Here is a 22,288-nt window from a genome sequence, read left to right as displayed (position 1 = left end):
GGCTAGAAGCGCTCCTCCGCCCCCAAGTACCGCCACTGCCCCAGCGGCAACTGCCCCAGCACCAGCCGGCCGATGCGGATCCGCTTGAGGCCCACCACCTTCAGTCCGACCAGCTCGCACATGCGGCGGATCTGGCGCTTCTTGCCCTCGGTGAGCACGAAGCGCAGCTGCTCCGGGTTCTGCCAGTCGACCTGCGCCGGTTTGAGCGGCTGGCCGTCCAGGCTGAGGCCGTGACGCAGGCGGGCCAGCTGCGCGGGCGGGAAAGCCGCCTGGACATTGGCGGCGGTGGGGCCGAAGCTGACCCGCACCAGGTACTCCTTCTCGACCCCGCTGTCCTCGCCGATCAGCTGGCGGGCGACCCGGCCGTCCTGCGTCAGCACCAGCAGTCCGGTGGAGTCGATGTCCAGTCGGCCGGCCGGCGCCAAGCCCCGGAGTTGCGCCGGCGCAAAGCGCAGCCGGCTGGCATCGCCGCGCCAGTGGTTGCGCGGCTGCACCAGCATGGCGGCCGGCTGGTAGCCGTCCTCGGCCTGTCCGCTGACGTAGCCGATCGGCTTGTTCAGCAAGATCGTGACCTGCTGCTGCTGTTGCCCCTGCGCGCGCTGGTCGACTTCGATGCGCGCCTGCGCGCCCACCTGCAGTCCCATCACCGCGACCTGGCCGTCCACGCGCACCCAGCCGCGGGCGATCCAGTCGTCGGCCTCGCGGCGCGAGCACAGGCCCAGTTCGGCCATGCGCTTGTTCAGTCGAGTGGTGGAAGGCTCAGACATCGAGCGATGCTACCCGCGCAGCGCACTCGATCGCAGCGCGTGCAGGTCCAGGATGCGCACGCCGCCGTACTCCACGCGGATGGTCCCGCGCGACTCCAGCACCGACAGCGCCTCGTTCACGCGCTGGCGCGACAGCCCGACCAGGTAGGCGAGCTCCTGTTGCGTGATGCGCAACACGTCGCCCACGCCCGGGAACAGCACCGGGTTGAAGAGGGCGGCCAGGCTGCGGGCCACGCGCAGGTCGGGATCGTTCATGCGGTCGATCTCGCGCGCCGCGATGAACTGCGCCAGCCGCTCGTTGAGCTGGTTCATGATGAAGCGGTTGAAGCCGAGCGAATGATCGAGCAGCCAGTGGAAGGTGTCGGCCGGCAGCCCCGCCACCACGCTCTTGCGCAGCGCCTGCACGTTGTAGCGGTAGACCTCGCGCTTGATCACCGTGCCTTCGCCGAACCAGCCGCCGGGCGGCAGGCCGCTGAAAGTGACGCTCTGGCCCTGCTCGGTGTCGGTGCTCATTTTCAGCAGGCCCTCGATCACGCCGAACCAGTAAGTGACGGGGCGCCCGACGCGGCACAGGTAGTCGCCCGGATTCGCATCGCCCACCTTCAGGGTGGGCACGGCCACTTCGTATTCACCGGACTTGAGCACCTTCAGCCACGGGATGCCGGCCAGCTCCGACGCGGTCGGATCGCGCCGGCGCTGGTGGAGCGTGAGTTCTGTGGCCATGCGAAATGCGATTGCGCCTTGATTTAACGTTGAGCCAACCAATCCTGCTCAGGTGACGCCCTACTAGGACATTCCCTAGGAATGTCGTTGCAAAGACAAGTCGACGTCAAAGTCGATCCTAGCATTCGCGTCATTGATGTACCTGCATCACGAACGGCAAGACATGGACACCACGTTTCCGCGCCTGCTCCTGCAGCATGCCGCCCAGCGTCCCCAGGACGCTGCCATGCGCGAAAAGGAATTCGGCATCTGGCAGGGCTACAGCTGGTCCGGCATGGCCGAGCTCGTGCGCAGCATCGCCTGCGGCCTGCACGCGGCCGGGCTGAAGCCCGGCGAGCACCTGGTGGTGATCGGCGCCAACCGTCCGCGCCTGTACGCCATGATGCTGGCCGCCCAGTCGCTGGGCGCGGTGCCGATCCCGCTGTACCAGGACGCGGTCGCCGCCGAGTGCGCCTTCCCGATCAACAACGCCGAGGTCCGCTTTGCCCTGGCCGAAGACCAGGAGCAGGTCGACAAGCTGCTGGAAGTTCGGCCGCAGTGCCCGCAACTGGCCACCATCTACTACGACGATCCGCGCGGCCTGCGCAACTACAGCGAACCCGGGCTGTACTCGCTCGATGCGCTGGTGGCGGCGGGTGCGGTGTACGCCCAGGAGCATCCGGACTTCTTCGCCGCCGCCGTCGAGAAGACCCGCGCCGACAACGTGGCGGCGATGTTCTTCACCTCGGGCACCACCGGCAGCCCCAAGGGCGTGGTGCACACGCACCGCACCTTGCTCGACCGCGCCAGCGCCGGCGCCGAGTTCGACAAGCTGACGCACCGCGAGGAGGTGCTGGCCTACCTGCCGCCGGCGTGGATCGGCCAGAACATCTTCAGCTACGCGCAGTGGCTGGCCTGCGGCTACGTGGTCAACTGCCCGGAGTCGGCCGGCACGGTGGCGATCGACCTGAAGGAGATCGGGCCCACCTACTACTTCGCGCCGCCGGCCATCTTCGAGCGGCTGCTCACCACGGTGATGATCCGCATGGAAGATGCCGGCTGGTTGAAGCGCACCATGTTCAACCGGTTCATGGCGCTGGCCCGGCGGGTCGGTCCGGCCTTGCGCGACCGCAAGCCGGTGGGGACGCTGGACCGCATCAAGTTCGCGGTCGGCGACCTGCTGGTCTACGGGCCCCTGCGCAACAACCTGGGCTTTTCGCGGGTGCGCGTCGCCTATACCGCGGGCGAGGCCATCGGGCCGGACCTGTTCACCTTCTACCGATCCATCGGCGTCAACCTCAAGCAGCTATACGGCTCGACCGAGACGGCGGTGTTCGTCTGCCTGCAGCCCGATGACCAGGTCAAGGCCGACACGGTGGGCGTGCCGATCAGCGGCGTCGAGCTGAAGGTGACCGACAGCGGCGAGGTGCTGGTGCGCTCGCCCGGCCTGCTCAAGGAGTACTACAAGAACCCCGGCGCCACCGCCGAAGTCCTGACCGCCGACGGCTGGTACCACACCAGCGACGCCGGCTTTCTGGATGCCCAGGGCCACCTGAAGATCATCGACCGCGTCAAGGACGTGGGCCGCATCAAGGGCGGCTCGAACGACGGCGCGATGTTTGCGCCCAAGTACGTGGAGAACAAGCTGAAGTTCTTCCCCTACATCAAGGAAGCGGTGGCCTACGGCGACGGGCGCGAGCGCGTCTGCGCGATGATCAACATCGACTTCGAGGCCGTGGGCAACTGGGCCGAGCGGCGCAACCTGCCCTATGCCGGCTACACCGACCTGGCGCAAAAGCCCGAGGTCTACGAGCTGGTGAAGGAGTGCGTGCAGAAGGTCAATGCCGACCTGGCCTCGGATCAACGGCTGGCCGGCTCGCAGATCAGCCGCTTCCTGGTGCTGCACAAGGAACTGGATGCCGACGACGGTGAACTGACCCGCACCAACAAGGTCCGGCGCGGCTTCATCGCCGACAAGTACCAGGTGCTGGTGGACGCGCTGTACGGCGGCAAGGCCGAGCAGTACATCCAGACCCAGGTGAAGTTCGAGGATGGCCGCACCGGCAGCGTCAGCGCCACCTTGCGCATCGTCGACACTTCGGTCTTCAACCCCGTGAAGGCGGCCGCATGAACCTGGTTTCCAAAGTGGCCATCCCGTCCGCGGTGGTCCCGGCTGAGGCCGAAGAGCGCGCCCCGCAGGTCGTCAACGGCCGCAGGATCGGCGAGGTCATCCTCGACGTGCAGAACATCTCGCTGTCCTTCGGCGGCGTGAAGGCGCTGACCGACATCTCCTTCAACGTGCGCGAGCACGAGATCCGCGCCATCATCGGCCCCAACGGCGCCGGCAAGAGCTCCATGCTCAACTGCATCAACGGCGTCTACCAGCCGCAGCAGGGCTCGATCACCTTCCGCGGCAAGACTTTCCGGCACATGAACAGCCGCCAGGTGGCGGAGATGGGCGTGGCGCGCACCTTTCAGAACCTGGCCCTGTTCAAGGGCATGAGCGTGCTGGACAACATCATGACCGGCCGCAACCTGCGCATCAAAAGCAACCTGCTGCTGCAGGCGCTGCGCGTCGGTCCGGCCGAGCGCGAGGAGATCCGGCACCGCGAGTTCGTCGAGCGCATCATCGACTTCCTCGAGATCCAGGCCTACCGCAAGACGCCGGTGGGCCAGCTGCCCTATGGCCTGCAAAAGCGCGTGGACCTCGGGCGCGCCCTGGCCATGGAGCCGCAGCTGCTGCTGCTGGACGAGCCCATGGCCGGCATGAACGTCGAGGAAAAGCAGGACATGTGCCGCTTCGTGCTGGACGTCAACGACGAGTTCGGCACCACGGTGGTCCTGATCGAGCACGACATGGGCGTGGTCATGGACATCAGCGACCGCGTGGTGGTGCTCGACTACGGCAAGAAGATCGGCGACGGCTCGCCCGACGAGGTGCGCGCCAACCCCGAAGTGATCAAGGCCTACCTGGGCACCAGCCACTGAGGACTCGAGAGCGATGGGATTCTTTCTTGAAACACTGATCGGCGGCCTGATGACGGGCATGCTGTATTCGCTGGTGGCCCTGGGCTTCGTGCTGATCTTCAAGGCGTCCGGCGTCTTCAACTTCGCGCAGGGCGCGATGGTGCTGTTCGCGGCGCTGGCCATGGCCCGCTTCGCCGAATGGATCCCCGCCTGGACCGGCATTGCCAGCCCGGTGTTCGCCAACGTGGCGGCCTTCGTGCTCGCCGGCGCGGTGATGTTTGCCGTTGCCTGGCTGATCGAGAAGCTGGTGCTTCGCCATCTGGTCAACCAGGAAGGCGCGACGCTGCTGATGGCCACGCTGGGCATCACCTATTTCCTCGAAGGCGTGGGCCAGACCTTCTTCGGCAGCAACATCTACAAAATCGACATCGGCATGCCCAAGGACCCGATGATGGCGTTCGAGTCCACCTTCCAGGGCGGGATACTGATCAACAAGGAAGACCTGGTGGCCGCCCTCATCGCCGCCGCGCTGGTGGCGCTGCTGTCGCTGTTCTTCCAGAAGACCTCCACCGGCCGCGCCCTGCGCGCCGTGGCCGACGATCACCAGGCGGCGCAGTCGATCGGCATTCCGCTCGCCCGCATGTGGGTGATCGTCTGGTGCGTGGCCGGCGTGGTGGCGCTGGTGGCCGGGATGATCTGGGGCAGCAAGCTGGGCGTGCAGTTCTCGCTGACCACGGTCGCCTTGCGCGCGCTGCCGGTGGTGATCCTGGGCGGCCTGACCTCGGTGCCGGGCGCCATCATCGGCGGGCTGATCATCGGCGTCGGCGAGAAGCTGTCGGAGGTCTACCTCGGGCCCTTCGTCGGTGGCGGCATCGAGATCTGGTTTGCCTACGTGCTGGCCCTGGGCTTCCTGCTCGTCCGGCCGCAGGGGCTGTTCGGCGAGAAGATCATCGATCGCGTGTAAGGAAGGAAGAGAAATGCTTTACCGCGAAAACGGCCAGTTCAAGACCAGCTACCGGGCCGACCAGCAGATCTTCCCGATCGTGCAGGACCGCTGGGCCATGCTGGCCATCCTGTTGATCGGCTTCGTGCTGGTGCCGGCCTTTGCCAGCGACTACATGTTCCGCGCCATCCTCGTTCCCTTCCTGATCATGGCGATGGCGGCCGTGGGCGTGAACATCCTGGTCGGCTACTGCGGCCAGATCTCGCTCGGTTCCGGGGCTTTCATGGCGGTGGGCGCCTATGGTGCCTTCAACTTCTTCGCCCGCATCCCGGGCCTGCCGCTGATCCCGGCGCTGATCCTGGGCGGGCTGTGCGCCACGGTCTTCGGCATCCTGTTCGGCTTGCCCAGCCTGCGGGTGCGCGGCCTGTACCTTGCGGTGGCCACGCTGGCGGCCCAGTTCTTCGCCGACTGGATGTTCCTGCGCATCAAGTGGTTCACCATGGACACGCCCTCCGGCTCGGTGTCGGTGTCCAACCTGCAGGTGCTGGGCTGGCCGATCGAGAGCGCGACTTCCAAGTACCTGTTCTGCCTGGCGCTGCTGGTGCTGGTGGCGCTGGCCGCCAAGAACCTGGTGCGCAGCGCGATCGGGCGCGAATGGATGGCCATCCGCGACATGGACGTGGCCGCCGCCGTGATCGGCATCCGCCCGATGTATGCCAAGCTGAGCGCTTTTGCGGTCAGCTCCTTCATCATCGGCGTGGCCGGCGCGCTGTGGGCCTTCGTTTACCTCGGCGCCTGGGAGCCGGCCGCGTTCTCGGTGGAGATGTCGTTCCGGCTGCTGTTCATGGTGATCATCGGCGGCCTCGGCTCCATCATGGGCAGCTTCTTCGGCGCCGCCTTCATCGTGGTGCTGCCGATCTTCCTCAACCAGTTCCTGCCCTGGGCGGCCGGCCTGGTCGGCTTCGTCATCTCGACTGCGGGCGTGTCGCACGCCGAACAGATGATCTTCGGCGCGCTGATCGTCTGGTTCCTGATCGTGGAGCCGCACGGGCTCGCCAAGCTGTGGTCCACCGGCAAGCAGAAGCTGCGCCTGTGGCCGTTCCCGCATTGATTTTTCACCCCGAAGTCCTAAACCCGAAGGAGACAAGCATGAAGTTGCGCAAAGTAGTCCTGGCAGTGGCCGTCGTGGCGGCCGCTGCATCGTCGGCCCTGTCGACGAGCGCCCTCGCGCAGGCGAAGGAGCAGTTCATTCCGGTGCTGTCCTACCGCACCGGCCCGTACGCACCCAACGGCACGCCCTGGGCCAACGGCTATGTCGACTACATCAAGCTGATCAACGCCCGCGGCGGCATCAACGGCGTGAAGCTCGCCTGGGAAGAATGCGAAACCGGCTACGACACGGCCCGCAGCGTCGAGTGCTACGAGCGCCTGAAGAGCCGCGGCGCCTCGCTGGTGCAGCCGCTGTCCACCGGCGCCACGTTCGCCATCACCGAGAAGGCCCCGGGCGACAAGATTCCCGTGGTGACCATCGGCTACGGCCGCAGCGAGAGTGCCGACGGCACCGTGTTCAAGTGGAATTTCCCGATCGCCGGCACCTACTGGGTCGCCGCCGACGCCATCCTGCAGGCGGTCGCCAAGAAGGAAGGCGGCCTCGACAAGCTCAAGGGCAAGAAGATCGCGCTGGTCTACCACGACAGCCCCTACGGCAAGGAGCCGATCCCGCTGTTGCAGGAGCGCGCCAAGATGCACGGCTTCGACCTGCAGCTGCTGCCGGTGGCCGCGCCGGGCGTCGAGCAGAAGGCCACCTGGCTGCAGGTGCGCCAGAGCCGTCCCGACTACGTGTTCCTGTGGGGCTGGGGCGTGATGAACTCCACGGCCTTGAAGGAAGCGCAGGCCACCGGCTACTCGCGCGAGAAGATGTACGGCGTGTGGTGGGCCGGCGCCGAGCCGGACGTGAAGGACGTGGGCGACGGCGCCAAGGGCTACAACGCGGTGACCATGCAGCACGGCGCCGAGCCGCAGTCCAAGGTGGTCAAGGACATCCTGGAGCAGGTGCACGCCAAGGGCCAGGGCACCGGGCCGAAGGACGAGGTGGGCCAGGTGTTGTACATGCGAGGCGCCATGAGCGCGATGCTGGGCATCGAAGGCATTCGTGCCGCCCAGGATCGCTACGGCAAGGGCAAGGTGATGACCGGCGAGCAGGTGCGCTATGGCCTGGAGAACCTGAACCTCACGCAGCCGAAGCTGGACGCGCTGGGCTTTGCCGGCGTGATGCGGCCGATCAGCACTTCCTGTGTCGACCACATGGGGGCCGCCTGGGCCCGCATCCACACCTGGGACGGCAAGCAGTGGAAGTTCAGCTCGGACTGGCTGCAGGCCGACGAGCAGGTGATCAAGCCGCTGGTGCGCTCCACGGCGGCCAAGTACGCGGGCGAGAAGAAGATCACGCCGCGGGCTGGCGAAGACTGCCAAAGCTGACGCTTTGGCAATCTCCCCGCCCGCGGCGGTGCCGCCGAACTGACGGCACCCTCCCCAACCCCTCCCGCCGGGCGGGAGGGGGAGCGGCTCCGAAGGAGCCGCCAAACGAAAGGGCACGCCCTTTCGTTTGGTAAAGGCCAATGCATGGAACAAACCAACATCGTTCTCAACGTCAACGGCATCGAGGTCATCTACAACCACGTGATCCTGGTGCTCAAGGGGGTGTCGCTGCAGGTGCCCGAGGGCCGCATCGTCGCGCTGCTGGGCGGCAATGGCGCCGGCAAGACCACCACGCTGCGCGCGGTGTCCAACCTGCTCAAGGGCGAGCGTGGCGAGGTGACCAAGGGCTCGATCGAGCTGCGCGGCGAGCGCATCGAGAACCTGTCGCCGGCCGAGCTGGTGCGGCGCGGCGTGGTGCAGGTGATGGAAGGGCGGCACTGCTTTGCCCACCTCACCATCGAGGAGAACCTGCTCACCGGCGCGTATACCAGCGCCAGCAGGTCCGAAGTGGCCGCCAATCTCGAGAAGGTGTACGCCTACTTCCCGCGCCTGAAGACGCGCCGCGGCTCGCAGGCGGCCTACACCTCGGGCGGCGAGCAGCAGATGTGCGCGATCGGCCGCGCGCTGATGGCCAGTCCCAGCGTGGTGCTGCTCGATGAGCCCTCGATGGGGCTGGCGCCGCAGATCGTGCAGGAGGTGTTCGAGATCGTGAAGGACCTCAACGCCAAGGAGCGCGTCACCTTCCTGCTGGCCGAGCAGAACACCAACATGGCGCTGAAGTATTCCGACTACGGCTACATCATGGAAAGCGGCCGCGTGGTGATGGACGGCCCGGCGGCTGAACTGGCGACCAACGAGGACGTGAAGGAGTTCTACCTCGGCGTGGGCGGCGGCGAGCGCAAGTCCTTCCGCGAAGTCAAGAGCTACAAGCGCCGCAAGCGGTGGCTGGCCTGAGGGGAGCGATGGGAGCGATGGACAAGCATTTCGACGCGCTGGAAACCCGCGCCGCCGCCGAACGGGAAGCCGCATACATGGCGGCGCTGCCGCGGCTGGTCGCGCACGCACGCGAGAACACCGGCGCCTTTGCCGAGATACTGAAAGACGTGGACGCGAACACCGTGAGTTCGCGCGCCGCGCTGGCCCGGCTGCCGGTCACGCGCAAGCACGAACTGCTGGAGCGCCAGCAGGCGCGCCGGGCCGAGGACGCCTTCGGCGGCTTCTCCGCGATCCGGCGCGGGCCGCGGATGCGCCGCGCCTACGCCTCGCCGGGCCCGATCTACGAACCCGAAGGCATGGCGGACGACTACTGGCGCTGCGCCCGCGGCCTGTTCGCCGCCGGTTTCCGCGCCGGCGACCTGGTGCACAACGCCTTCAGCTATCACATGACGCCCGGCGCCTTCATCATGGAGTCGGGCGCCTTCGCCCTGGGCTGCACGGTGTTCCCGGCCGGCGTCGGCCAGACCGAGCAGCAGCTGCAGGCGATCGCCGAGCTGCGGCCCGACGGCTACACCGGCACGCCCAGCTTCCTGCGCATCCTGGTCGAGAAGGCGCGCGAGACGGGGGTCGACATCTCCAGCATGCGCAAGGCCATGACCGGCGGCGAGGCGCTGCCGCCCTCGCTGCGCGACTGGTTCGCCCAGCACGGGCTGGACGTCTACCAAAGCTATGCCACCGCCGACCTGGGCCTGATCGCCTACGAGACCTCGGCGCGCGAAGGGCTGGTGCTGGACGAGGGCGTGATCGTCGAGATCGTGCGCCCCGGGACCGGCGATCCGGTGCCCGAGGGCGAGGTGGGCGAGGTGGTGGTGACCACCCTCAACCCCGACTACCCGCTGATCCGCTTCGGCACCGGCGACCTGTCGGCGATCCTGGCCGGGCCCTGCCCGAGCGGGCGCTCCAACACCCGCATCAAGGGCTGGATGGGGCGGGCCGACCAGACCACCAAGATCCGCGGCATGTTCGTGCATCCCGGCCAGGTGGCCGACATCGCCCGCCGCTTCCCCGAGGTGCGCAAGGCCCGGCTGGTGGTCAGCGGCGAGATGGCCAACGACATGATGACGCTCAAGGTGGAGGCCGGTTCGGCGCCGCAGGACCTGGGCGCGCGCATCGGCGAGGCGATCCGCGAGGTCACCAAGCTGCGCGGCGAGGTCGAACTGGTCCCGCCGGGCAGCCTGCCCAACGACGGCAAGGTCATCGAAGACGCCCGCAGCTACAAGTAAGCTGGGCGTCAGCAGGGCCTTTTTCTTGAGCGGCGTCAACGTCCAGGTGGGGCGCTACGTAATTTCCGCGATGGCGCCGACAGGGGCCCCGCCTACCATCGCGGCTTGCAGAACTTGTAAGGAAGCGTCATGAAGCGAATGCTCAAACCCCTCGCGGCCCTGGCCGCGTTTGCCCTCGTCGCCGGCGCGCAGGCCGCCGACTTCCCGGCCAAGGACAAACCCATCACCATCGTCGTGCCCTTCTCGGCCGGCGGGCCCACCGACCGGGTCGCGCGCGACCTGGCCGAGGCGATGCGCAAGCCGCTGGGCGGCATCAGCATCGTCGTGGACAATGCCGCCGGTGCCGGCGGCTCCATCGGCGCCAACAAGGTCGCCAAGGCCAGCGCGGACGGCTACACGCTGCTGGTGCACCACATCGGCATGGGCACCATGCCCACCCTCGTGCGCAACATTCCCTTCAAGGTCGAAAGCGACTTCGAGTACCTCGGCATGATCAACGACGTGCCGATGACGCTGATCGGCCGTCCGTCGCTGGAGCCGGCCAACTACAAGGATCTGGTCAGCTGGATCGGCAAGAACAAGGGCAAGGTCAACCTGGGCAATGCCGGGGTGGGCTCGGCCTCGCACCTGTGCGGGCTGTTGCTGCAGAACGCGCTGCAGGTGGACATGACCACGGTGCCGTACAAGGGCACCGCGCCGGCCATGACCGACCTGATCGGCGGCCAGATCGACCTGATGTGCGACCAGACGACCAACACGACGTCGCAGATCGAAGCCAAGAAGGTCAAGGCGTTCGCCGTCACCACGACCAAGCGGCTGACGACCCCGTCGCTGAAGGACCTGCCCACGCTGCAGGAGTCGGGCCTGAAGAACTTCGAGGTCACGATCTGGCACGGCCTGTACGCGCCCAAGGGCACGCCGCCCGACGTGCTGAAGAAGCTGAACGAAGCGCTCAAGGTCGCGCTGAAGGATCCCGACTTCATCAAGAAGCAGGAAGGCCTGGGCGCGGTCGTGGTGACCGACAAGCGCGCCGAGCCGGCCGAACACAAGAAGTTCGTGCAGGCCGAAATCGCCAAGTGGAGCCCGATCGTCAAGGCCGCCGGCGTTTACGCGGATTGAGCGCAACCGTCCGCATCGTCGACTCGATCACCGAGCTCGACGAGGCCGACGCGGGCTGCATCGCCGTCACCGGATCGCACGGTGGCGTCAGTGCAGCCCGTTTTGCATTGGCGGCCCGGCCGCTGCTGGCGGTCTTCAACGATGCCGGCGGCGGGCGCGATGACGCCGGCTTCGCCGGGCTGCGCCTGCTGCAGGCCGCCGGCCTGGCCGCCTGCACGGTCTCCCACTTGAGCGCGCGCATTGGCGACGCGCAAAGCAGCCTGAACGATGGCATCATCAACCGCGTGAACGACTTGGCCATCGGGCTCGGTGTTCGCGAAGGGCAGGCCTGCAGCGCCGCCCTCGAGTCGGTGGCCCAAACACGAAGGAGACCCGCATGACAAGAGACGGCCGCATTTCCCGCCGCGCGCTGATCGGCTCGATGGCGGCCGGCAGCGCCGCGATCGCGCTGCCCGCGCTGGGCCAGGCCGGCTGGCCGAACAAGCCGGTGCGCATCGTGGTGCCTTTCGCCGCCGGCGGGACCACCGACATCCTGGCGCGCGCGCTGGCGCCGGAGCTGTCCAAGGCCTTCGGCCAGCAGTTCATCGTCGACAACCGGGCCGGGGCGGGCGGCAACGTGGGCGCCGAGGCCGTGGCGCGGTCACCGGCCGACGGCTACACGCTGCTGATGGGCACCGTCGGCACGCATGGCATCAACCGCGCGCTCTACCCCAAGCTGCCCTACGACCCGATCAAGGATTTCGCACCGGTCACGCTGGTGGCGGGCGTGCCCAACGTGATGGAGATGCAGACCGAGCGGGCGCAAAAGCTGGGGATCGCCAACGTGCGCGACTTCATCCAGTACGCCAAGGCCCATCCCGGCAAGCTCAACATGGCCTCCAGCGGCAATGGCACCTCGATCCACCTGGCCGGCGAGCTGTTCAAGAGCATGACCGGCACCTACCTCGTGCACTTTCCGTTCCGGGGCTCGGGGCCGGCGCTGCTGGACCTGCTGGCCGGCACCCAGGACGTCATGTTCGACAACCTGCCGTCCTCGCTGCCGCACATCAAGGCCGGCAAGCTCAAGGCGCTGGCCGTCACCAGCCGCGAGCGCTCCGCCGCGCTGCCGGACGTGCCGACCGTCGAGGAAGCGGCGGGCCTGAAGGGGTTCGATGCCACCTCCTGGTTCGGCCTGCTGGCGCCCGCGGGCACGCCGGCCGAGATCGTCAACCGCATCCAGCAGGAATCGGCCAAGGCGCTCGCCACCCCCGGCATGAAGGAAAAGCTGCTGGCGCAGGGCGCGATCCCCAGCGGCAACACGCCCGCGGAATTCGCCCGCCACATCGAGGCCGAACACGCCAAGTGGGCGAAGGTAGTCAAGGATTCGGGCGCGAAGGTGGATTGAGACCGCAAAGGTATTCCCCCGCGCAGCGGCACGTGGACCGGGCGAAACAACGTGCAGGCCGGTCCCACCTGTGAAGGAGAACCGGCTTCGCCGGGCTCCTTCACTCTGTTCGACTCACTGAAAGATTTGCGACAGCAAATCTTTCAGTGAATGTTCAGACGCCCCAGACGATCTCGGCGTCGGCGTTGGCGCAACGCCGCAGCATGTCAATGAAAGGCACCGCGCGCTGGCGCAGCGAGATGGCCTCGAACTGGGGCGGCACCTCGCCCTTGGCCTTGGCTTCCTCGACCGCCGCCTTGTGCTCGGCGTCTTCGTTGACGATCGCGGCTTCCAGCGCGGCAATCGCCCCGGACATCTCGCTGGGCTGGATGATGCCCTTCGGCCCCGGGTCCTTGCCGATCACCTGCAGCACGCGCCGGCCATTGGGCTCCAGCATGATCAGGTCGCCGGCCGCTTTCGATTTGAACTTGTAGAGCATTTCTGGACTACCGGTACATGTACTCGCGGTTGAACGGATAGGCCGATTGTGCGCCGTGCAGCCGGCCGCTTTCCATGTGGCCGTCGGGCCAAGTGGCCAGGATCTGGTGCAGGCTGATCCAGTTGCGCTCGAAACACATGGCGCAGCCGGCCAGGTAGAGCCGGTAGGCGCGCAGGACCTTGGCCGCGTCGGGCGCGCTGCCGGTCGTTTCGAGTACGCGCTGCGCCTCCGGCAGGCGCTCTTCCAGCCCGTCCGACCAGGCCCAGAGCGTGCGTGCATAGTGGGGGCGCAGGTTCTCGACATCGGCCATCTCCAGGCCGGCGGCGGCGAGCTCGCGCAACACATGGCTGATGTGCAGCAGTTCGCCGCCGGGAAAGATGTACTTGCCGATGAAATCGCCCATGCCGGCGCCGAGCTGGCCGGGGTCGATGCCGCCGGCGGTGATGCCGTGGTTCATCACCAGACCCCCCGGCTTGAGCAGGTCGCGGATCTTGCCGAAGTAGGCGGCCATGTAGGCCTGGCCGACGTGCTCGAACATGCCGACCGAGGCGATCTTGTCGTAGACCGCGCTGCCTTCCAACTCGCGGTAGTCGCGCAGCAGCATGCGCACGCGGCCCTTGAGCCCCTTGCTTTCGATCAGGCGCTGCACGTGCGCGTGCTGGTTCTTCGACAGCGTGATCCCGGTGGCGTCGACGCCGTAGTGCTCCGCCGCCCACAGCAACAGGCCACCCCAGCCCGCGCCGATGTCGAGGAACTTGTCGCCGGACCGGAGCATCAGCTTGCGGCAGATGTGGTCGAGCTTGGCTTCCTGGGCCTGCGCCAGCGACATCTCCACGTCGCGGAAGTAGGCGCAGGAATACACGCGGCGCGGGTCCAGCCACAGCGCGTAGAAGTCGTCGGACACGTCGTAGTGGAACTGCACCTGCTGCGCGTCCTTCTGCGGCGTGTGCTGCGCCAGCGACTTGGCGCGCCGCCTCATCTGCGTCCACCACCCGGTGTCCGAGGCCACCGGCGTGCCCGGCAGCAGCTGCGAAGCCACGTTCATGACGTCGCGCATGCTGCCCGTCAGGCGCACCCGCTCTTCGACGATGTCTTCGGCCAGGCGCCCGATTTGGCCGCCGGCCAGCGTCGCCAGGCTGGACCAGTCGCCGAACGCCAGCTCCACGACCGGGCTGGCAGGCCCGACGCGGCGCCCGCCCGGCAGCTGCACTGCGAGCGGCGGGGACAGTCCGGCCAACTGCGAGTCGATCTTGCGCACCAAAGGTTCCACGGATGAGCTCCTTTTTTCTTGCTTGATCTGGCTGAGCAGGCTCCTTGCCCATCCCTAGATTAGCGCAGGAATGACTCGGCGTGTTGACAGCAATTCGTTGAGGCTTAAACTATTTAGACATTACCAAGAGGGCCCTCGCATGGACATGGAAGCGCGCGCGCACAGCGAGCATCCGCAGGAGCTTCGGCTGTGGCTGCGCCTGCTCACCTGCACGCAGATCGTCGAGAAGCAGGTGCGCACGCAATTGCGGGCGCGGTTCGACACCACGCTTCCGCGCTTCGACCTGATGGCGCAGCTGGAGCGCGCGCCCGAAGGCCTGAAGATGAAGGAGCTGTCGCGCCGCATGATGGTCACCGGCGGCAACGTCACCGGCATCACCGACCAGCTGGCGGCCGAAGGCCTGGTCGACCGGGTCGACGTCGAGGGCGACCGCCGGGCCTATTGCGTGCGGCTCACCGCCAAGGGGCGCCGCGTCTTCAACGACATGGCGCAGCAGCACGAGCAGTGGATCGTCGAGGCTTTCCGCGCCCTGTCGGACAAGGACATCGCCACGCTGTACAAGCTGCTGGGCAAGGTCAAGGACCACGCCCGCGAACGGGCCCAGGGATGAACACCAATACCGCAACGGCACCCTCGGCGCAGGCCGACCGCTTCGTCCACGATCGGCTGCCACCGCCCGACCAATGGCCGCAGCTGCGCTACGAGCTGCCGGAACTGCAGCTGCCGGCCCGCTTCAACCTCGTGGAGGAACTCCTCGACAAGGCGCCTGACAAGGGATTCGCGGCGCGCCCGCTGCTGCGCTCGGCCGGGACCACCCTCAGCTACGCGGATGTGCGCGACCGGGTCGACCGCATCTGCCGCGTGCTCACCGAAGACCTGGGCCTGGTGCCCGGCAACCGGGTGCTGCTGCGCGGGGGCAATTCCATCGGGCTGGCGCTGGCCTGGCTGGCGGTGGTGAAGGCGGGGCTGGTGGCGGTGGCGACCATGCCGCTGCTGCGCGCGCGCGAGCTTGGCGACATCATCGACAAGGCGCAGCCGACGGCGGCGCTGTGCGACGTCCGGCTGCTGGAAGAGCTGGAACTGGCCCGCCAGGACCGGCCGGTGCTCGCCACCGTGATTCCGTTCAACGCGCCCACCGAGCCGGGCGCGCTGGAGCTGCGCGCCGCCGCCAAGCCGGGCGCGTTCAGCGCCTGCGCCACGGCGGGCGACGACATCGCCATGATGGCCTTCACCTCCGGCACGACCGGCAAGCCCAAGGCGGCGGTGCACACGCACCGGGACATCCTGGCCGCCTGCGAGGCCTGGCCGCGCCACGTGCTGCGCGCCACGCCCGAGGACGTCGTGGTCGGCTCGCCGCCGCTGGCCTTCACCTTCGGGCTGGGCGGGCTGCTCGTCTTCCCGATGTGGGCCGGCGCCAGCGTCTACTTCCCGGAAGCGCCGTACACGCCGGAGCTCCTGGTCAAGACCATCGTCGAGTCGGGCGCGACGATCTGCTACACCGCGCCCACCTTCTACCGGCAGATGGCGCCGTTTGCTCGCCAGCTGGGCGTGGGGCGGCTGCGCACCAGCGTCAGCGCCGGCGAAGGCCTGCCTCATGCAACACGCCAGCTCTGGAAGCAGGCCAGCGGCGTCGAGATGATCGACGGCATCGGCGCCACCGAGATGTTCCACATCTTCATCTCCTCGGCCGACAGCGAGGTGCGCCCCGGCGCGATCGGCAAGGTGGTGCCCGGCTACAGCGCCCGCGTGGTCGACGAAGACGGCCACGAGCTGCCGCGCGGCACGATCGGCAAGCTGGCGGTGATCGGCCCCACCGGCTGCAAGTACCTGGACGACGCGCGCCAGTCCAACTACGTGAAGGATGGCTGGAACTACCCCGGCGATGCCTTCATGCAGGACGAGGACGGCTACTTCTTCTACCAGGCGCGCACCGACGACATGATCATCACCTCGGGCTACAACGTGGGCGGCCCGGAGGTCGAGGACGCGCTGCTGCGGCATGCGGCGGTGGCCGAGTGCGGCGTGATCGGCACGCCGGACGAGGCGCGCGGCATGATCGTCAAGGCCTTCTGCGTGCTCAAGCCCGGTCACGAAGCCGGGCCCGCCATGGTGCGCGAGCTGCAGGAGCACGTGAAGGCGACCATCGCGCCGTTCAAGTACCCGCGCGAGATCGTGTTCCTTCCCAGCCTGCCGCGCACCGAGACCGGAAAACTGCAGCGCTTCAAGCTGCGGCAGATGTGACGTCTTTCTCCCTCCCCCTCCGGGGGAGGGCGGGGGTGGGGGCTCGCGTCCGTCGCGAGGCGCGAGGCGCGCCCCCACCCTAACCCTCCCCTGGCGGGGGAGGGAACAAAGCACATAATCCCTCCCATGCCTGCCTACTCCTTCGAGGCCCTGGACGCGCAGGGCGCGACGCGCCGCGGCGTGATGGAGGCCGACACGGCCAAGGCCGCGCGCGGCCTGCTGCGGGCGCAGGAACTGGTGCCGCTGCAGGTGCAGCCGGTGACCGGCGCCGCCAACGACCCCAATGCAGCCCTGGGCCAGCAGCTATTCAGCCGCGGCGTGTTCACCGGCACCGGTCTGGCGATCTGGACGCGCCAGCTGGCCGGCCTGATCACCGCCGGGCTGCCGCTGGAGCGAGCGCTTACCGCGCTCACCGATGAAGCCGAAACCGAGCGCGAGCGCAACCTGGTGGCGGCGCTGCGGGCGGAAGTCAATGCCGGCTCCCCGTTCGGCAAGGCGCTGTCGCGTTTCCCGCGCGAGTTCCCCGAGATCTATGTCGCCGTGGTCACGGCCGGGGAGCAGAGTGGCGCCCTCGGTGTGGTGCTGGAGCGGCTCGCGACCGATTTGGAGGAGCGGCAGGCGCTGAACGCGCGGCTCCTGGGCGCGGCGCTGTATCCGGCGATCGTCTCGCTGGTGGCCGTGGTCATCGTGCTGTTCCTGGTGGCCTATGTGGTGCCGCAGGTCGCCAACGTCTTCGCCGGCACCAAGCGCGCGCTGCCTTTCCTCACCGTGGCCATGCTGGCGATCAGCGGCCTGGTGCGCAGCTGGGGTTGGCTGGTCGCCCTGGTGCTGGGCGCCGGACTCGTGCTGTTGCGGCTGTCCCTGCGCAACGACGCGGCGCGCGAGCGCTTCGACGCGGCCTGGCTGAAGCTGCCGGTGATCGGCCGGCTTTCGCGCGGCTACAACGCGGCGCGCTTCGCCAGCACGCTGGCCATGCTGGCCGGCGCCGGCGTGCCCATCCTGCGCGCGCTGCAGGCGGCGGCGGAGACCCTGAGCAACCGGGCCATGCGTGCCGACGCCATGGACGCGCTGGTGCTGGTGCGCGAAGGCGCGCCGCTGGCGTCGGCCATGGCGCAGAAGAAGCGCTTCCCCGGGCTGCTGCCGATGTTTGCCCGCCTGGGCGAGCAGACCGGGCAGTTGCCGGCGATGCTGCAGCGCTGTGCCAACCAGCTCGGCGCCGAAGTGCAGCGCCGCGCCATGCAATTGGCCACCGTGCTGGAGCCGCTGCTGATCGTCGGCATGGGCGCGGTGGTGATGCTGATCGTGCTGGCGGTGCTGCTGCCCATCATCCAGCTCAACCAATTCGCGCGCTGAGGCGTTAAGGACGGCATGGCGGCAACCCTCGACGACAAGCTGGTGGTGGCGATCTCCTCGCGGGCGCTGTTCGACTTCGAGGAAGAGAACGCGGTCTTCGAAAGCGGCGACCCGCAGGCCTACATGGCGATGCAGCTGGCGCGCCTGGACGTGGCGGCGCGCCCGGGCATCGCCTTCTCCCTGATCAAGAAGCTGCTGGCGTTCAACGACACCTCGGCCCAGCGGGTCGAGGTGGTGATCCTCTCGCGCAACGACCCGGTCTCGGGCATGCGCATCTTCCGCTCCGGCAGCGCCAACGAGCTGCAGCTGCACCGCGGCGTGTTCACCCAGGGCCGCTCGCCGTTCCGCTACCTCAAGCCCCTGGGCGCGCACCTGTTCCTGTCGGCCAACGCCGACGACGTGCGCGAGGCGCTGTCGGCCGGCTTTCCGGCGGCGCGCGTGCTGACCGAGTCCGTGCTGGCCGGCGGCAACTACCCGAGCGAGGTGCGCATCGCCTTCGACGGCGACGCGGTGCTGTTCTCCGACGAGGCCGAGCGCGTGTTCCAGAGCGGCGGCCTCGATGCCTTCCAGCAGCACGAGCAGGACAAGGCCTTCCAGCCACTGCCCGAAGGCCCGTTCAAGCCCTTCCTGGCGGCCTTGCACCGGCTGCAACGGGCCGGCGACTGCGGCATGCGCATCCGCACCGCGCTGGTCACCGCGCGCAGCGCGCCGGCGCACGAACGCGCCATCCGCACCCTGATGAACTGGGAGATCCGGGTGGACGAGGCGATGTTCCTGGGCGGCCTGCCCAAGGGCGAGTTCCTGCGCGAGTTCGAGCCCGACTTCTTCTTCGACGACCAGACCGGTCACGTCAACCACGCCGCGCGCCACGTGCCTTCCGGCCACGTCGCGGCCGGCGTCACCAACTCCTAGCAGCGGCCGCGGCGCCCGCGGCGTCGCGGTGCCGGCGCCGCCCGGGCGGCCGCGCGGCCCGCATCCCGGAAACCGGCGTCTTCCGGCCGCCAGGGCCTGCCCCGCGCCCGGCCGGTGAATGCGGCCGTGCGGCCTCGATGCAGCAACCCCACGGGCAAAAAGTGCCAGCGAATCTGATTTTTGTGTAGAGGCTTGCATACGGGCAATCAATAAAGTTCCGCTGTCAGGAATGACTCTCCGACCCGAGAGGGGCGGCTCCGAACACAAGAAAAGAGGAGACAAGCGTGGACAAGCTCGTAGGCAGCACATGCAGGCTGCAGCACCAAGAGAAGCAGCGCCGTCCGGCGCCAGCCCGCTCGCTGATCGCGCTGGCGATCGCGGCGCTGGGCAGCGGCAGCGGTTTCGCCATGGACCTGAACCCCGATGGCGAGTGGCAGGTTCGCTGGGACAACACCGTCAGGTACAGCGCCGGCTACCGGCTCAAGGCACCCGCATCCGAGCTGATCAGCCCGGTGTCGGTGAAGGCCAACGCCGATGACGGCGACCGCAGTTTCAATCGCGGACTGGTCTCCAGCCGCGCCGACCTCCTGAGCGAGTTCGACATCCAGAAGGACGGCTTCGGCCTGCGCTTGAGCGGCGCGGCCTGGTATGACCAGGTCTACAACCGCACGAACGACCACGACTCGCCGATCTCGGCCAACCGCGTGCCGTTCAACGAGTTCTCGCCCGGCGCGCGCGAGGTGGCCGGACGCAAGGCGGAGATGCTGGACTGGTTCGTGTTCGGCCGCAACGAGATCGGCGGCAAGACGCTGTCGTACCGGCTTGGCCAGCACTCGCTGATCTGGGGCACCAGCCTGTTCTTCGGCATGAACGGCCTGGCCAAGGGCATGGCGCCGATCGACGTCTACAAGCTCAATATCCCCGGCACGCAGGCCAAGGAAACAACGATCCCGGTGCCGCAGCTGTCGTCGACGCTGCAACTGACCGAGGACACCAGCGTCGAGGGCTACGTCCAGTTCAAGTACCGTCCGACGCGCCTGCACCCGGCCGGCAGCTTCCTTAGCAGCACCGACATGTTGGGCGACGGCGCCCAGCGCATGTTCATCGGCAACCCGACCGCCAACCGCTGCGGCAGCACGACGGTGCCGATCGCACAGCGCTTCAACAACTGCTTTCTCGACTTCGCGGGCATGGACGAGGGCGAGAACCGCCACAACTTCGGCTTCGCGCTCAACACCCGCAGCGAGCTGCTGAACCTCGACCTGGGCCTGTACGCCATCAGCTACCGCGACACCGGGCAGATCATCCAGACCAATACCGCCGGCGGCAGCTACAAGCTGATCGTGCCGACCGAGCCGGTGCGCTCGATCGGCGTCAGCGTGGCCAAGCTGGTCGGCGACGCCAACGTCGGCATGGAGGTCTCGCTGCGCGACCGCCAGCCGCTGGCGGTCAAGGAGGGCGTCGTCACCGCGGCGGATCCGGCCTACGTGACCGGCCGCACGGCCCACCTGAACCTGTCCTGGACGCTCCTCGGCGGCAAGGCCGGCTTCTGGGATGGCTCCAGCCTGGTCGGCGAGTTTGCCGCCAATCACGTGATGGACATCCAGGATGTGCGGACCAAGGTGGCCGGGCGCTATCCGGTCGGGACCGAGAAGGTGAACCGCGACAGGCGCGAGTCCAGTTCCGGCATGCGCGTGATCTTCACGCCGACCTGGTACCAGGTCGCGCCGGGCCTGGACTTGAACGCGCCGATCAACCTGGGCTGGTCCTTCCGCGGCTTTTCGATGATCGACAACTCCTTCCCCTTCGGCGGCAGCCCCGACCGCAGCGGCGAACTGATCCTCGGCCTGGGCCTCGTCTACCTCAACAAGTGGGTCGCCAATATCTCCTACATCAACTACCTGGGCAAGCCTGACCGCCAGCCCGTGCTGGACCGCGACTACGTCCGCCTCAGCCTGCAAACCACCTTCTGACATCGAGCACAAAGAATTCGGAGAGACACGCCATGCGCACCCTTTCCCTGCATCGCCTGAGCGGAGTGGCCGCCGCACTGTTCGTCGCCGGAGCAGCCTTCGCCGCGCCCGAAGACGTGGCCGCCCTGAAGTCCGGCAGCCTGACGCCCTATGGCGCCGAGCGCGCCGCCAACAAGGAGGGCACCATCCCCGCCTGGGACGGCAAGGCCCCGGCCACCGGCGGCGCTGCCGGCAAGCGCAGCGACCCGTTCGCGGCCGACAAGCCGCGCCTGACCATCACCCCGTCCAATGCCGGTGAGCATGCCGGACAACTGAGCGACGGCACCAAGGCGCTTCTGGCGAAGGTGCCGGGCTTCAAGCTGGAGGTCTACCCGACGCGGCGCAGCGCCGTCTTTCCCCAGGCCATCTACGACCAGGTGCTGAAGAACGCCACCCGCGCCAAGCTCGTCAACGATGGCCTCACTGTCGAAGGCGCGTATGGCGGCATTCCCTTTCCGGTGCCCCGCAATGGCCATGAGGCGATCTGGAACCACATGCTCAGTTATCGCGGCCAGGTCACCAGCTTCGTCGCCGACAAGTACGTCATGACGGCCGCCGGCGACCAGCTCCTGACCAGCCGCCAGCGCACCAACCTGATCTACCCGTTCTACGACACCGCCGGCAGCGCCGAACAGTTCAATGGCGAATGGGCGCGGGCGCGCATCGACATCAACGAGCCGCCGGCCAATGCAGGCCAGGCGCTGATGACGATCGACTATGTCGACAACTACGGCAAGCCCAAGGACGGCTGGCAATACCTGCCCGGCCAGCGCCGCGTGCGCAAGTCGCCGTCGATCGCCTACGACACGCCTGACGGGTCGGCCGCCGGTCTGGCGAACTTCGACGACGTGAACCTGTTCATCGGCTCGCAGGACCGCTACCAGATGAAGCTGCTGGGCAAGCGCGAGATCTTCGTGCCCTACAACAGCAACGGCCTGATGACCAAGCCGATCAAGGAAGTCATCGGCAAGAGCTCGCTGAATCCCGCGGCCGTGCGCTGGGAGCTGCACCGCGTCTGGGTGGTGGAAGGCACGCTGCGCGACGGCAAGCGCAATGTCGCCGCCAAGCGCCGTCTCTACCTGGACGAAGACACCTGGCAGGCCGTGCTGGCCGACAGTTGGGACGCCCAGGGAAAACTGTGGAAGACCGGCCAGGCCTTCACGATGGTGGCGGGCGACCAGCCGCTGGCGACGACCCTGAGCTATGCCTGGTTCGACCTGGTTTCCGGTGGCTGGGTCTTCGCCGGGGCCGTCAACGAAACCGGCGGCGTTACGTACCGCCCGTTCGACGGCAAGCAGATGAACAACTTCTCGCCCACGGCCCTGGCCAGCGGCGGAGTGCGCTAACCCGCGTACGCGCTGCGCGCCGGGGCCGGGAAGCCCGGGCGCTGGCCGCAAGCAGTCCTCCGGCTGTTTGCGGCCGCGGCACAGGGATCGAGACGAG

Annotated in this window: 20 protein-coding genes; 16 read left to right on the top strand and 4 right to left on the bottom strand. The window is 67.8% G+C overall.

Features of this window, described 5'->3' with window-relative positions; genetic code table 11:
- Positions 1 to 2: 2 nt before the first annotated feature.
- Both UC35_RS08210 and UC35_RS08205 read right to left on the bottom strand, forming a co-directional pair.
- Positions 3 to 767 carry a pseudouridine synthase gene (locus UC35_RS08210; protein ID WP_061497916.1) on the bottom strand — a complete coding sequence of 255 codons (765 nt, stop codon included), beginning with the start codon at positions 765 to 767 and terminating at the stop codon, positions 3 to 5.
- A gap of 9 nt (positions 768 to 776) precedes the next feature.
- Positions 777 to 1,490, bottom strand: a complete 714-nt coding sequence (locus UC35_RS08205; RefSeq protein WP_061497914.1) for a Crp/Fnr family transcriptional regulator — start codon at positions 1,488 to 1,490, stop codon at positions 777 to 779.
- 163 nt (positions 1,491 to 1,653) lie between these two features.
- Between UC35_RS08205 and UC35_RS08200 the strand changes: the two genes are divergently transcribed.
- The 10 genes from UC35_RS08200 to UC35_RS08155 all read left to right on the top strand — a co-directional run bounded on the left by UC35_RS08200 (position 1,654) and on the right by UC35_RS08155 (position 12,579).
- Positions 1,654 to 3,600 carry an AMP-dependent synthetase/ligase gene (locus tag UC35_RS08200; RefSeq protein WP_061503738.1) on the top strand — a complete coding sequence of 649 codons (1,947 nt, stop codon included), beginning with the start codon at positions 1,654 to 1,656 and terminating at the stop codon, positions 3,598 to 3,600.
- The gene (locus UC35_RS08195; protein ID WP_227820500.1) at positions 3,597 to 4,457 is read left to right on the top strand and encodes an ABC transporter ATP-binding protein; all 861 of its coding nucleotides are present in this window, start codon (positions 3,597 to 3,599) and stop codon (positions 4,455 to 4,457) included. Before UC35_RS08200 ends, UC35_RS08195 begins: the two co-directional genes overlap by 4 nt.
- A gap of 13 nt (positions 4,458 to 4,470) precedes the next feature.
- Positions 4,471 to 5,400, top strand: coding sequence for a branched-chain amino acid ABC transporter permease (locus UC35_RS08190; RefSeq protein ID WP_061497912.1), 930 nt, complete (start codon positions 4,471 to 4,473; stop codon positions 5,398 to 5,400).
- Between the two features lie 13 nt (positions 5,401 to 5,413).
- Positions 5,414 to 6,490, top strand: coding sequence for a branched-chain amino acid ABC transporter permease (locus tag UC35_RS08185; RefSeq protein ID WP_061497910.1), 1,077 nt, complete (start codon positions 5,414 to 5,416; stop codon positions 6,488 to 6,490).
- A gap of 38 nt (positions 6,491 to 6,528) precedes the next feature.
- Positions 6,529 to 7,857, top strand: a complete 1,329-nt coding sequence (locus tag UC35_RS08180) for an ABC transporter substrate-binding protein (protein WP_061497908.1) — start codon at positions 6,529 to 6,531, stop codon at positions 7,855 to 7,857.
- Positions 7,858 to 8,001: 144 nt separating this feature from the next.
- Positions 8,002 to 8,811 (top strand): ABC transporter ATP-binding protein, encoded by an 810-nt coding sequence (locus UC35_RS08175; protein WP_061497905.1) that lies wholly within the window; start codon positions 8,002 to 8,004, stop codon positions 8,809 to 8,811.
- Between the two features lie 17 nt (positions 8,812 to 8,828).
- Entirely contained in the window at positions 8,829 to 10,076 is a 1,248-nt protein-coding gene (locus tag UC35_RS08170; RefSeq protein ID WP_061497903.1) for a phenylacetate--CoA ligase family protein, read from the top strand.
- A 129-nt stretch (positions 10,077 to 10,205) separates the two neighbouring features.
- Positions 10,206 to 11,195: a tripartite tricarboxylate transporter substrate-binding protein gene (locus tag UC35_RS08165; protein WP_061497901.1), complete on the top strand. Its 990-nt coding sequence runs from the start codon at positions 10,206 to 10,208 to the stop codon at positions 11,193 to 11,195.
- Positions 11,192 to 11,575, top strand: coding sequence for a hypothetical protein (locus UC35_RS08160; protein WP_145979377.1), 384 nt, complete (start codon positions 11,192 to 11,194; stop codon positions 11,573 to 11,575). The genes UC35_RS08165 and UC35_RS08160 overlap by 4 nt, the downstream gene beginning before the upstream one ends.
- A 41-nt stretch (positions 11,576 to 11,616) precedes the next feature.
- On the top strand, positions 11,617 to 12,579 hold the full coding sequence (locus UC35_RS08155) for a Bug family tripartite tricarboxylate transporter substrate binding protein (protein ID WP_227820554.1): 963 nt from the start codon (positions 11,617 to 11,619) through the stop codon (positions 12,577 to 12,579).
- Between the two features lie 154 nt (positions 12,580 to 12,733).
- Here the strand turns inward: UC35_RS08155 and UC35_RS08150 are convergent, their stop codons facing one another.
- Entirely contained in the window at positions 12,734 to 13,057 is a 324-nt protein-coding gene (locus UC35_RS08150) for a DUF1840 domain-containing protein (protein WP_061497897.1), read from the bottom strand.
- Positions 13,058 to 13,064: 7 nt separating this feature from the next.
- On the bottom strand, positions 13,065 to 14,327 hold the full coding sequence (locus UC35_RS08145; protein WP_082792937.1) for a class I SAM-dependent methyltransferase: 1,263 nt from the start codon (positions 14,325 to 14,327) through the stop codon (positions 13,065 to 13,067).
- Between the two features lie 139 nt (positions 14,328 to 14,466).
- On the opposite strand from UC35_RS08145, the gene UC35_RS08140 reads away from it, so the two are divergent.
- The 6 genes from UC35_RS08140 to UC35_RS08115 all read left to right on the top strand — a co-directional run bounded on the left by UC35_RS08140 (position 14,467) and on the right by UC35_RS08115 (position 22,191).
- Positions 14,467 to 14,937: a MarR family winged helix-turn-helix transcriptional regulator gene (locus UC35_RS08140; RefSeq protein WP_061497894.1), complete on the top strand. Its 471-nt coding sequence runs from the start codon at positions 14,467 to 14,469 to the stop codon at positions 14,935 to 14,937.
- The gene (locus UC35_RS08135) at positions 14,934 to 16,568 is read left to right on the top strand and encodes an AMP-binding protein (RefSeq protein ID WP_061497891.1); all 1,635 of its coding nucleotides are present in this window, start codon (positions 14,934 to 14,936) and stop codon (positions 16,566 to 16,568) included. The genes UC35_RS08140 and UC35_RS08135 overlap by 4 nt, the downstream gene beginning before the upstream one ends.
- A gap of 126 nt (positions 16,569 to 16,694) precedes the next feature.
- Complete coding sequence (gene gspF, locus UC35_RS08130; protein WP_061497890.1) at positions 16,695 to 17,921, top strand: type II secretion system inner membrane protein GspF; 1,227 nt, start codon at positions 16,695 to 16,697, stop codon at positions 17,919 to 17,921.
- Between the two features lie 15 nt (positions 17,922 to 17,936).
- Positions 17,937 to 18,833 carry a 5'-nucleotidase gene (locus tag UC35_RS08125; protein ID WP_061497888.1) on the top strand — a complete coding sequence of 299 codons (897 nt, stop codon included), beginning with the start codon at positions 17,937 to 17,939 and terminating at the stop codon, positions 18,831 to 18,833.
- 284 nt (positions 18,834 to 19,117) lie between these two features.
- Positions 19,118 to 20,806 carry a DUF1302 domain-containing protein gene (locus UC35_RS08120; protein ID WP_227820499.1) on the top strand — a complete coding sequence of 563 codons (1,689 nt, stop codon included), beginning with the start codon at positions 19,118 to 19,120 and terminating at the stop codon, positions 20,804 to 20,806.
- A 32-nt stretch (positions 20,807 to 20,838) separates the two neighbouring features.
- Positions 20,839 to 22,191 (top strand): DUF1329 domain-containing protein, encoded by a 1,353-nt coding sequence (locus UC35_RS08115; protein WP_061497886.1) that lies wholly within the window; start codon positions 20,839 to 20,841, stop codon positions 22,189 to 22,191.
- Positions 22,192 to 22,288 lie beyond the last annotated feature (97 nt).

The sequence above is a fragment of the Ramlibacter tataouinensis genome, from assembly GCF_001580455.1.
GTDB classification, from domain to species: domain Bacteria; phylum Pseudomonadota; class Gammaproteobacteria; order Burkholderiales; family Burkholderiaceae_C; genus Ramlibacter; species Ramlibacter tataouinensis_B.
The sequence above is the reverse complement of the archived record's forward strand: the minus strand, read 5'-3'. Positions and strand labels throughout refer to the sequence as shown.

What these genes read in the sequence shown, in the direction of transcription:
- UC35_RS08205 (WP_061497914.1), bottom strand. Translation starts at nt 1,490, where the DNA reads ATGGCCACAGAACTCACGCTCCACCAGCGCCGGCGCGATCCGACCGCG.
- gspF (WP_061497890.1), top strand. Translation starts at nt 16,695, where the DNA reads ATGCCTGCCTACTCCTTCGAGGCCCTGGACGCGCAGGGCGCGACGCGC.
- UC35_RS08210 (WP_061497916.1), bottom strand. Translation starts at nt 767, where the DNA reads ATGTCTGAGCCTTCCACCACTCGACTGAACAAGCGCATGGCCGAACTG.
- UC35_RS08155 (WP_227820554.1), top strand. Translation starts at nt 11,617, where the DNA reads ATGGCGGCCGGCAGCGCCGCGATCGCGCTGCCCGCGCTGGGCCAGGCC.
- UC35_RS08200 (WP_061503738.1), top strand. Translation starts at nt 1,654, where the DNA reads ATGGACACCACGTTTCCGCGCCTGCTCCTGCAGCATGCCGCCCAGCGT.
- UC35_RS08180 (WP_061497908.1), top strand. Translation starts at nt 6,529, where the DNA reads ATGAAGTTGCGCAAAGTAGTCCTGGCAGTGGCCGTCGTGGCGGCCGCT.
- UC35_RS08185 (WP_061497910.1), top strand. Translation starts at nt 5,414, where the DNA reads ATGCTTTACCGCGAAAACGGCCAGTTCAAGACCAGCTACCGGGCCGAC.
- UC35_RS08165 (WP_061497901.1), top strand. Translation starts at nt 10,206, where the DNA reads ATGAAGCGAATGCTCAAACCCCTCGCGGCCCTGGCCGCGTTTGCCCTC.
- UC35_RS08135 (WP_061497891.1), top strand. Translation starts at nt 14,934, where the DNA reads ATGAACACCAATACCGCAACGGCACCCTCGGCGCAGGCCGACCGCTTC.
- UC35_RS08170 (WP_061497903.1), top strand. Translation starts at nt 8,829, where the DNA reads ATGGACAAGCATTTCGACGCGCTGGAAACCCGCGCCGCCGCCGAACGG.
- UC35_RS08195 (WP_227820500.1), top strand. Translation starts at nt 3,597, where the DNA reads ATGAACCTGGTTTCCAAAGTGGCCATCCCGTCCGCGGTGGTCCCGGCT.
- UC35_RS08150 (WP_061497897.1), bottom strand. Translation starts at nt 13,057, where the DNA reads ATGCTCTACAAGTTCAAATCGAAAGCGGCCGGCGACCTGATCATGCTG.
- UC35_RS08140 (WP_061497894.1), top strand. Translation starts at nt 14,467, where the DNA reads ATGGACATGGAAGCGCGCGCGCACAGCGAGCATCCGCAGGAGCTTCGG.
- UC35_RS08175 (WP_061497905.1), top strand. Translation starts at nt 8,002, where the DNA reads ATGGAACAAACCAACATCGTTCTCAACGTCAACGGCATCGAGGTCATC.
- UC35_RS08190 (WP_061497912.1), top strand. Translation starts at nt 4,471, where the DNA reads ATGGGATTCTTTCTTGAAACACTGATCGGCGGCCTGATGACGGGCATG.
- UC35_RS08115 (WP_061497886.1), top strand. Translation starts at nt 20,839, where the DNA reads ATGCGCACCCTTTCCCTGCATCGCCTGAGCGGAGTGGCCGCCGCACTG.
- UC35_RS08125 (WP_061497888.1), top strand. Translation starts at nt 17,937, where the DNA reads ATGGCGGCAACCCTCGACGACAAGCTGGTGGTGGCGATCTCCTCGCGG.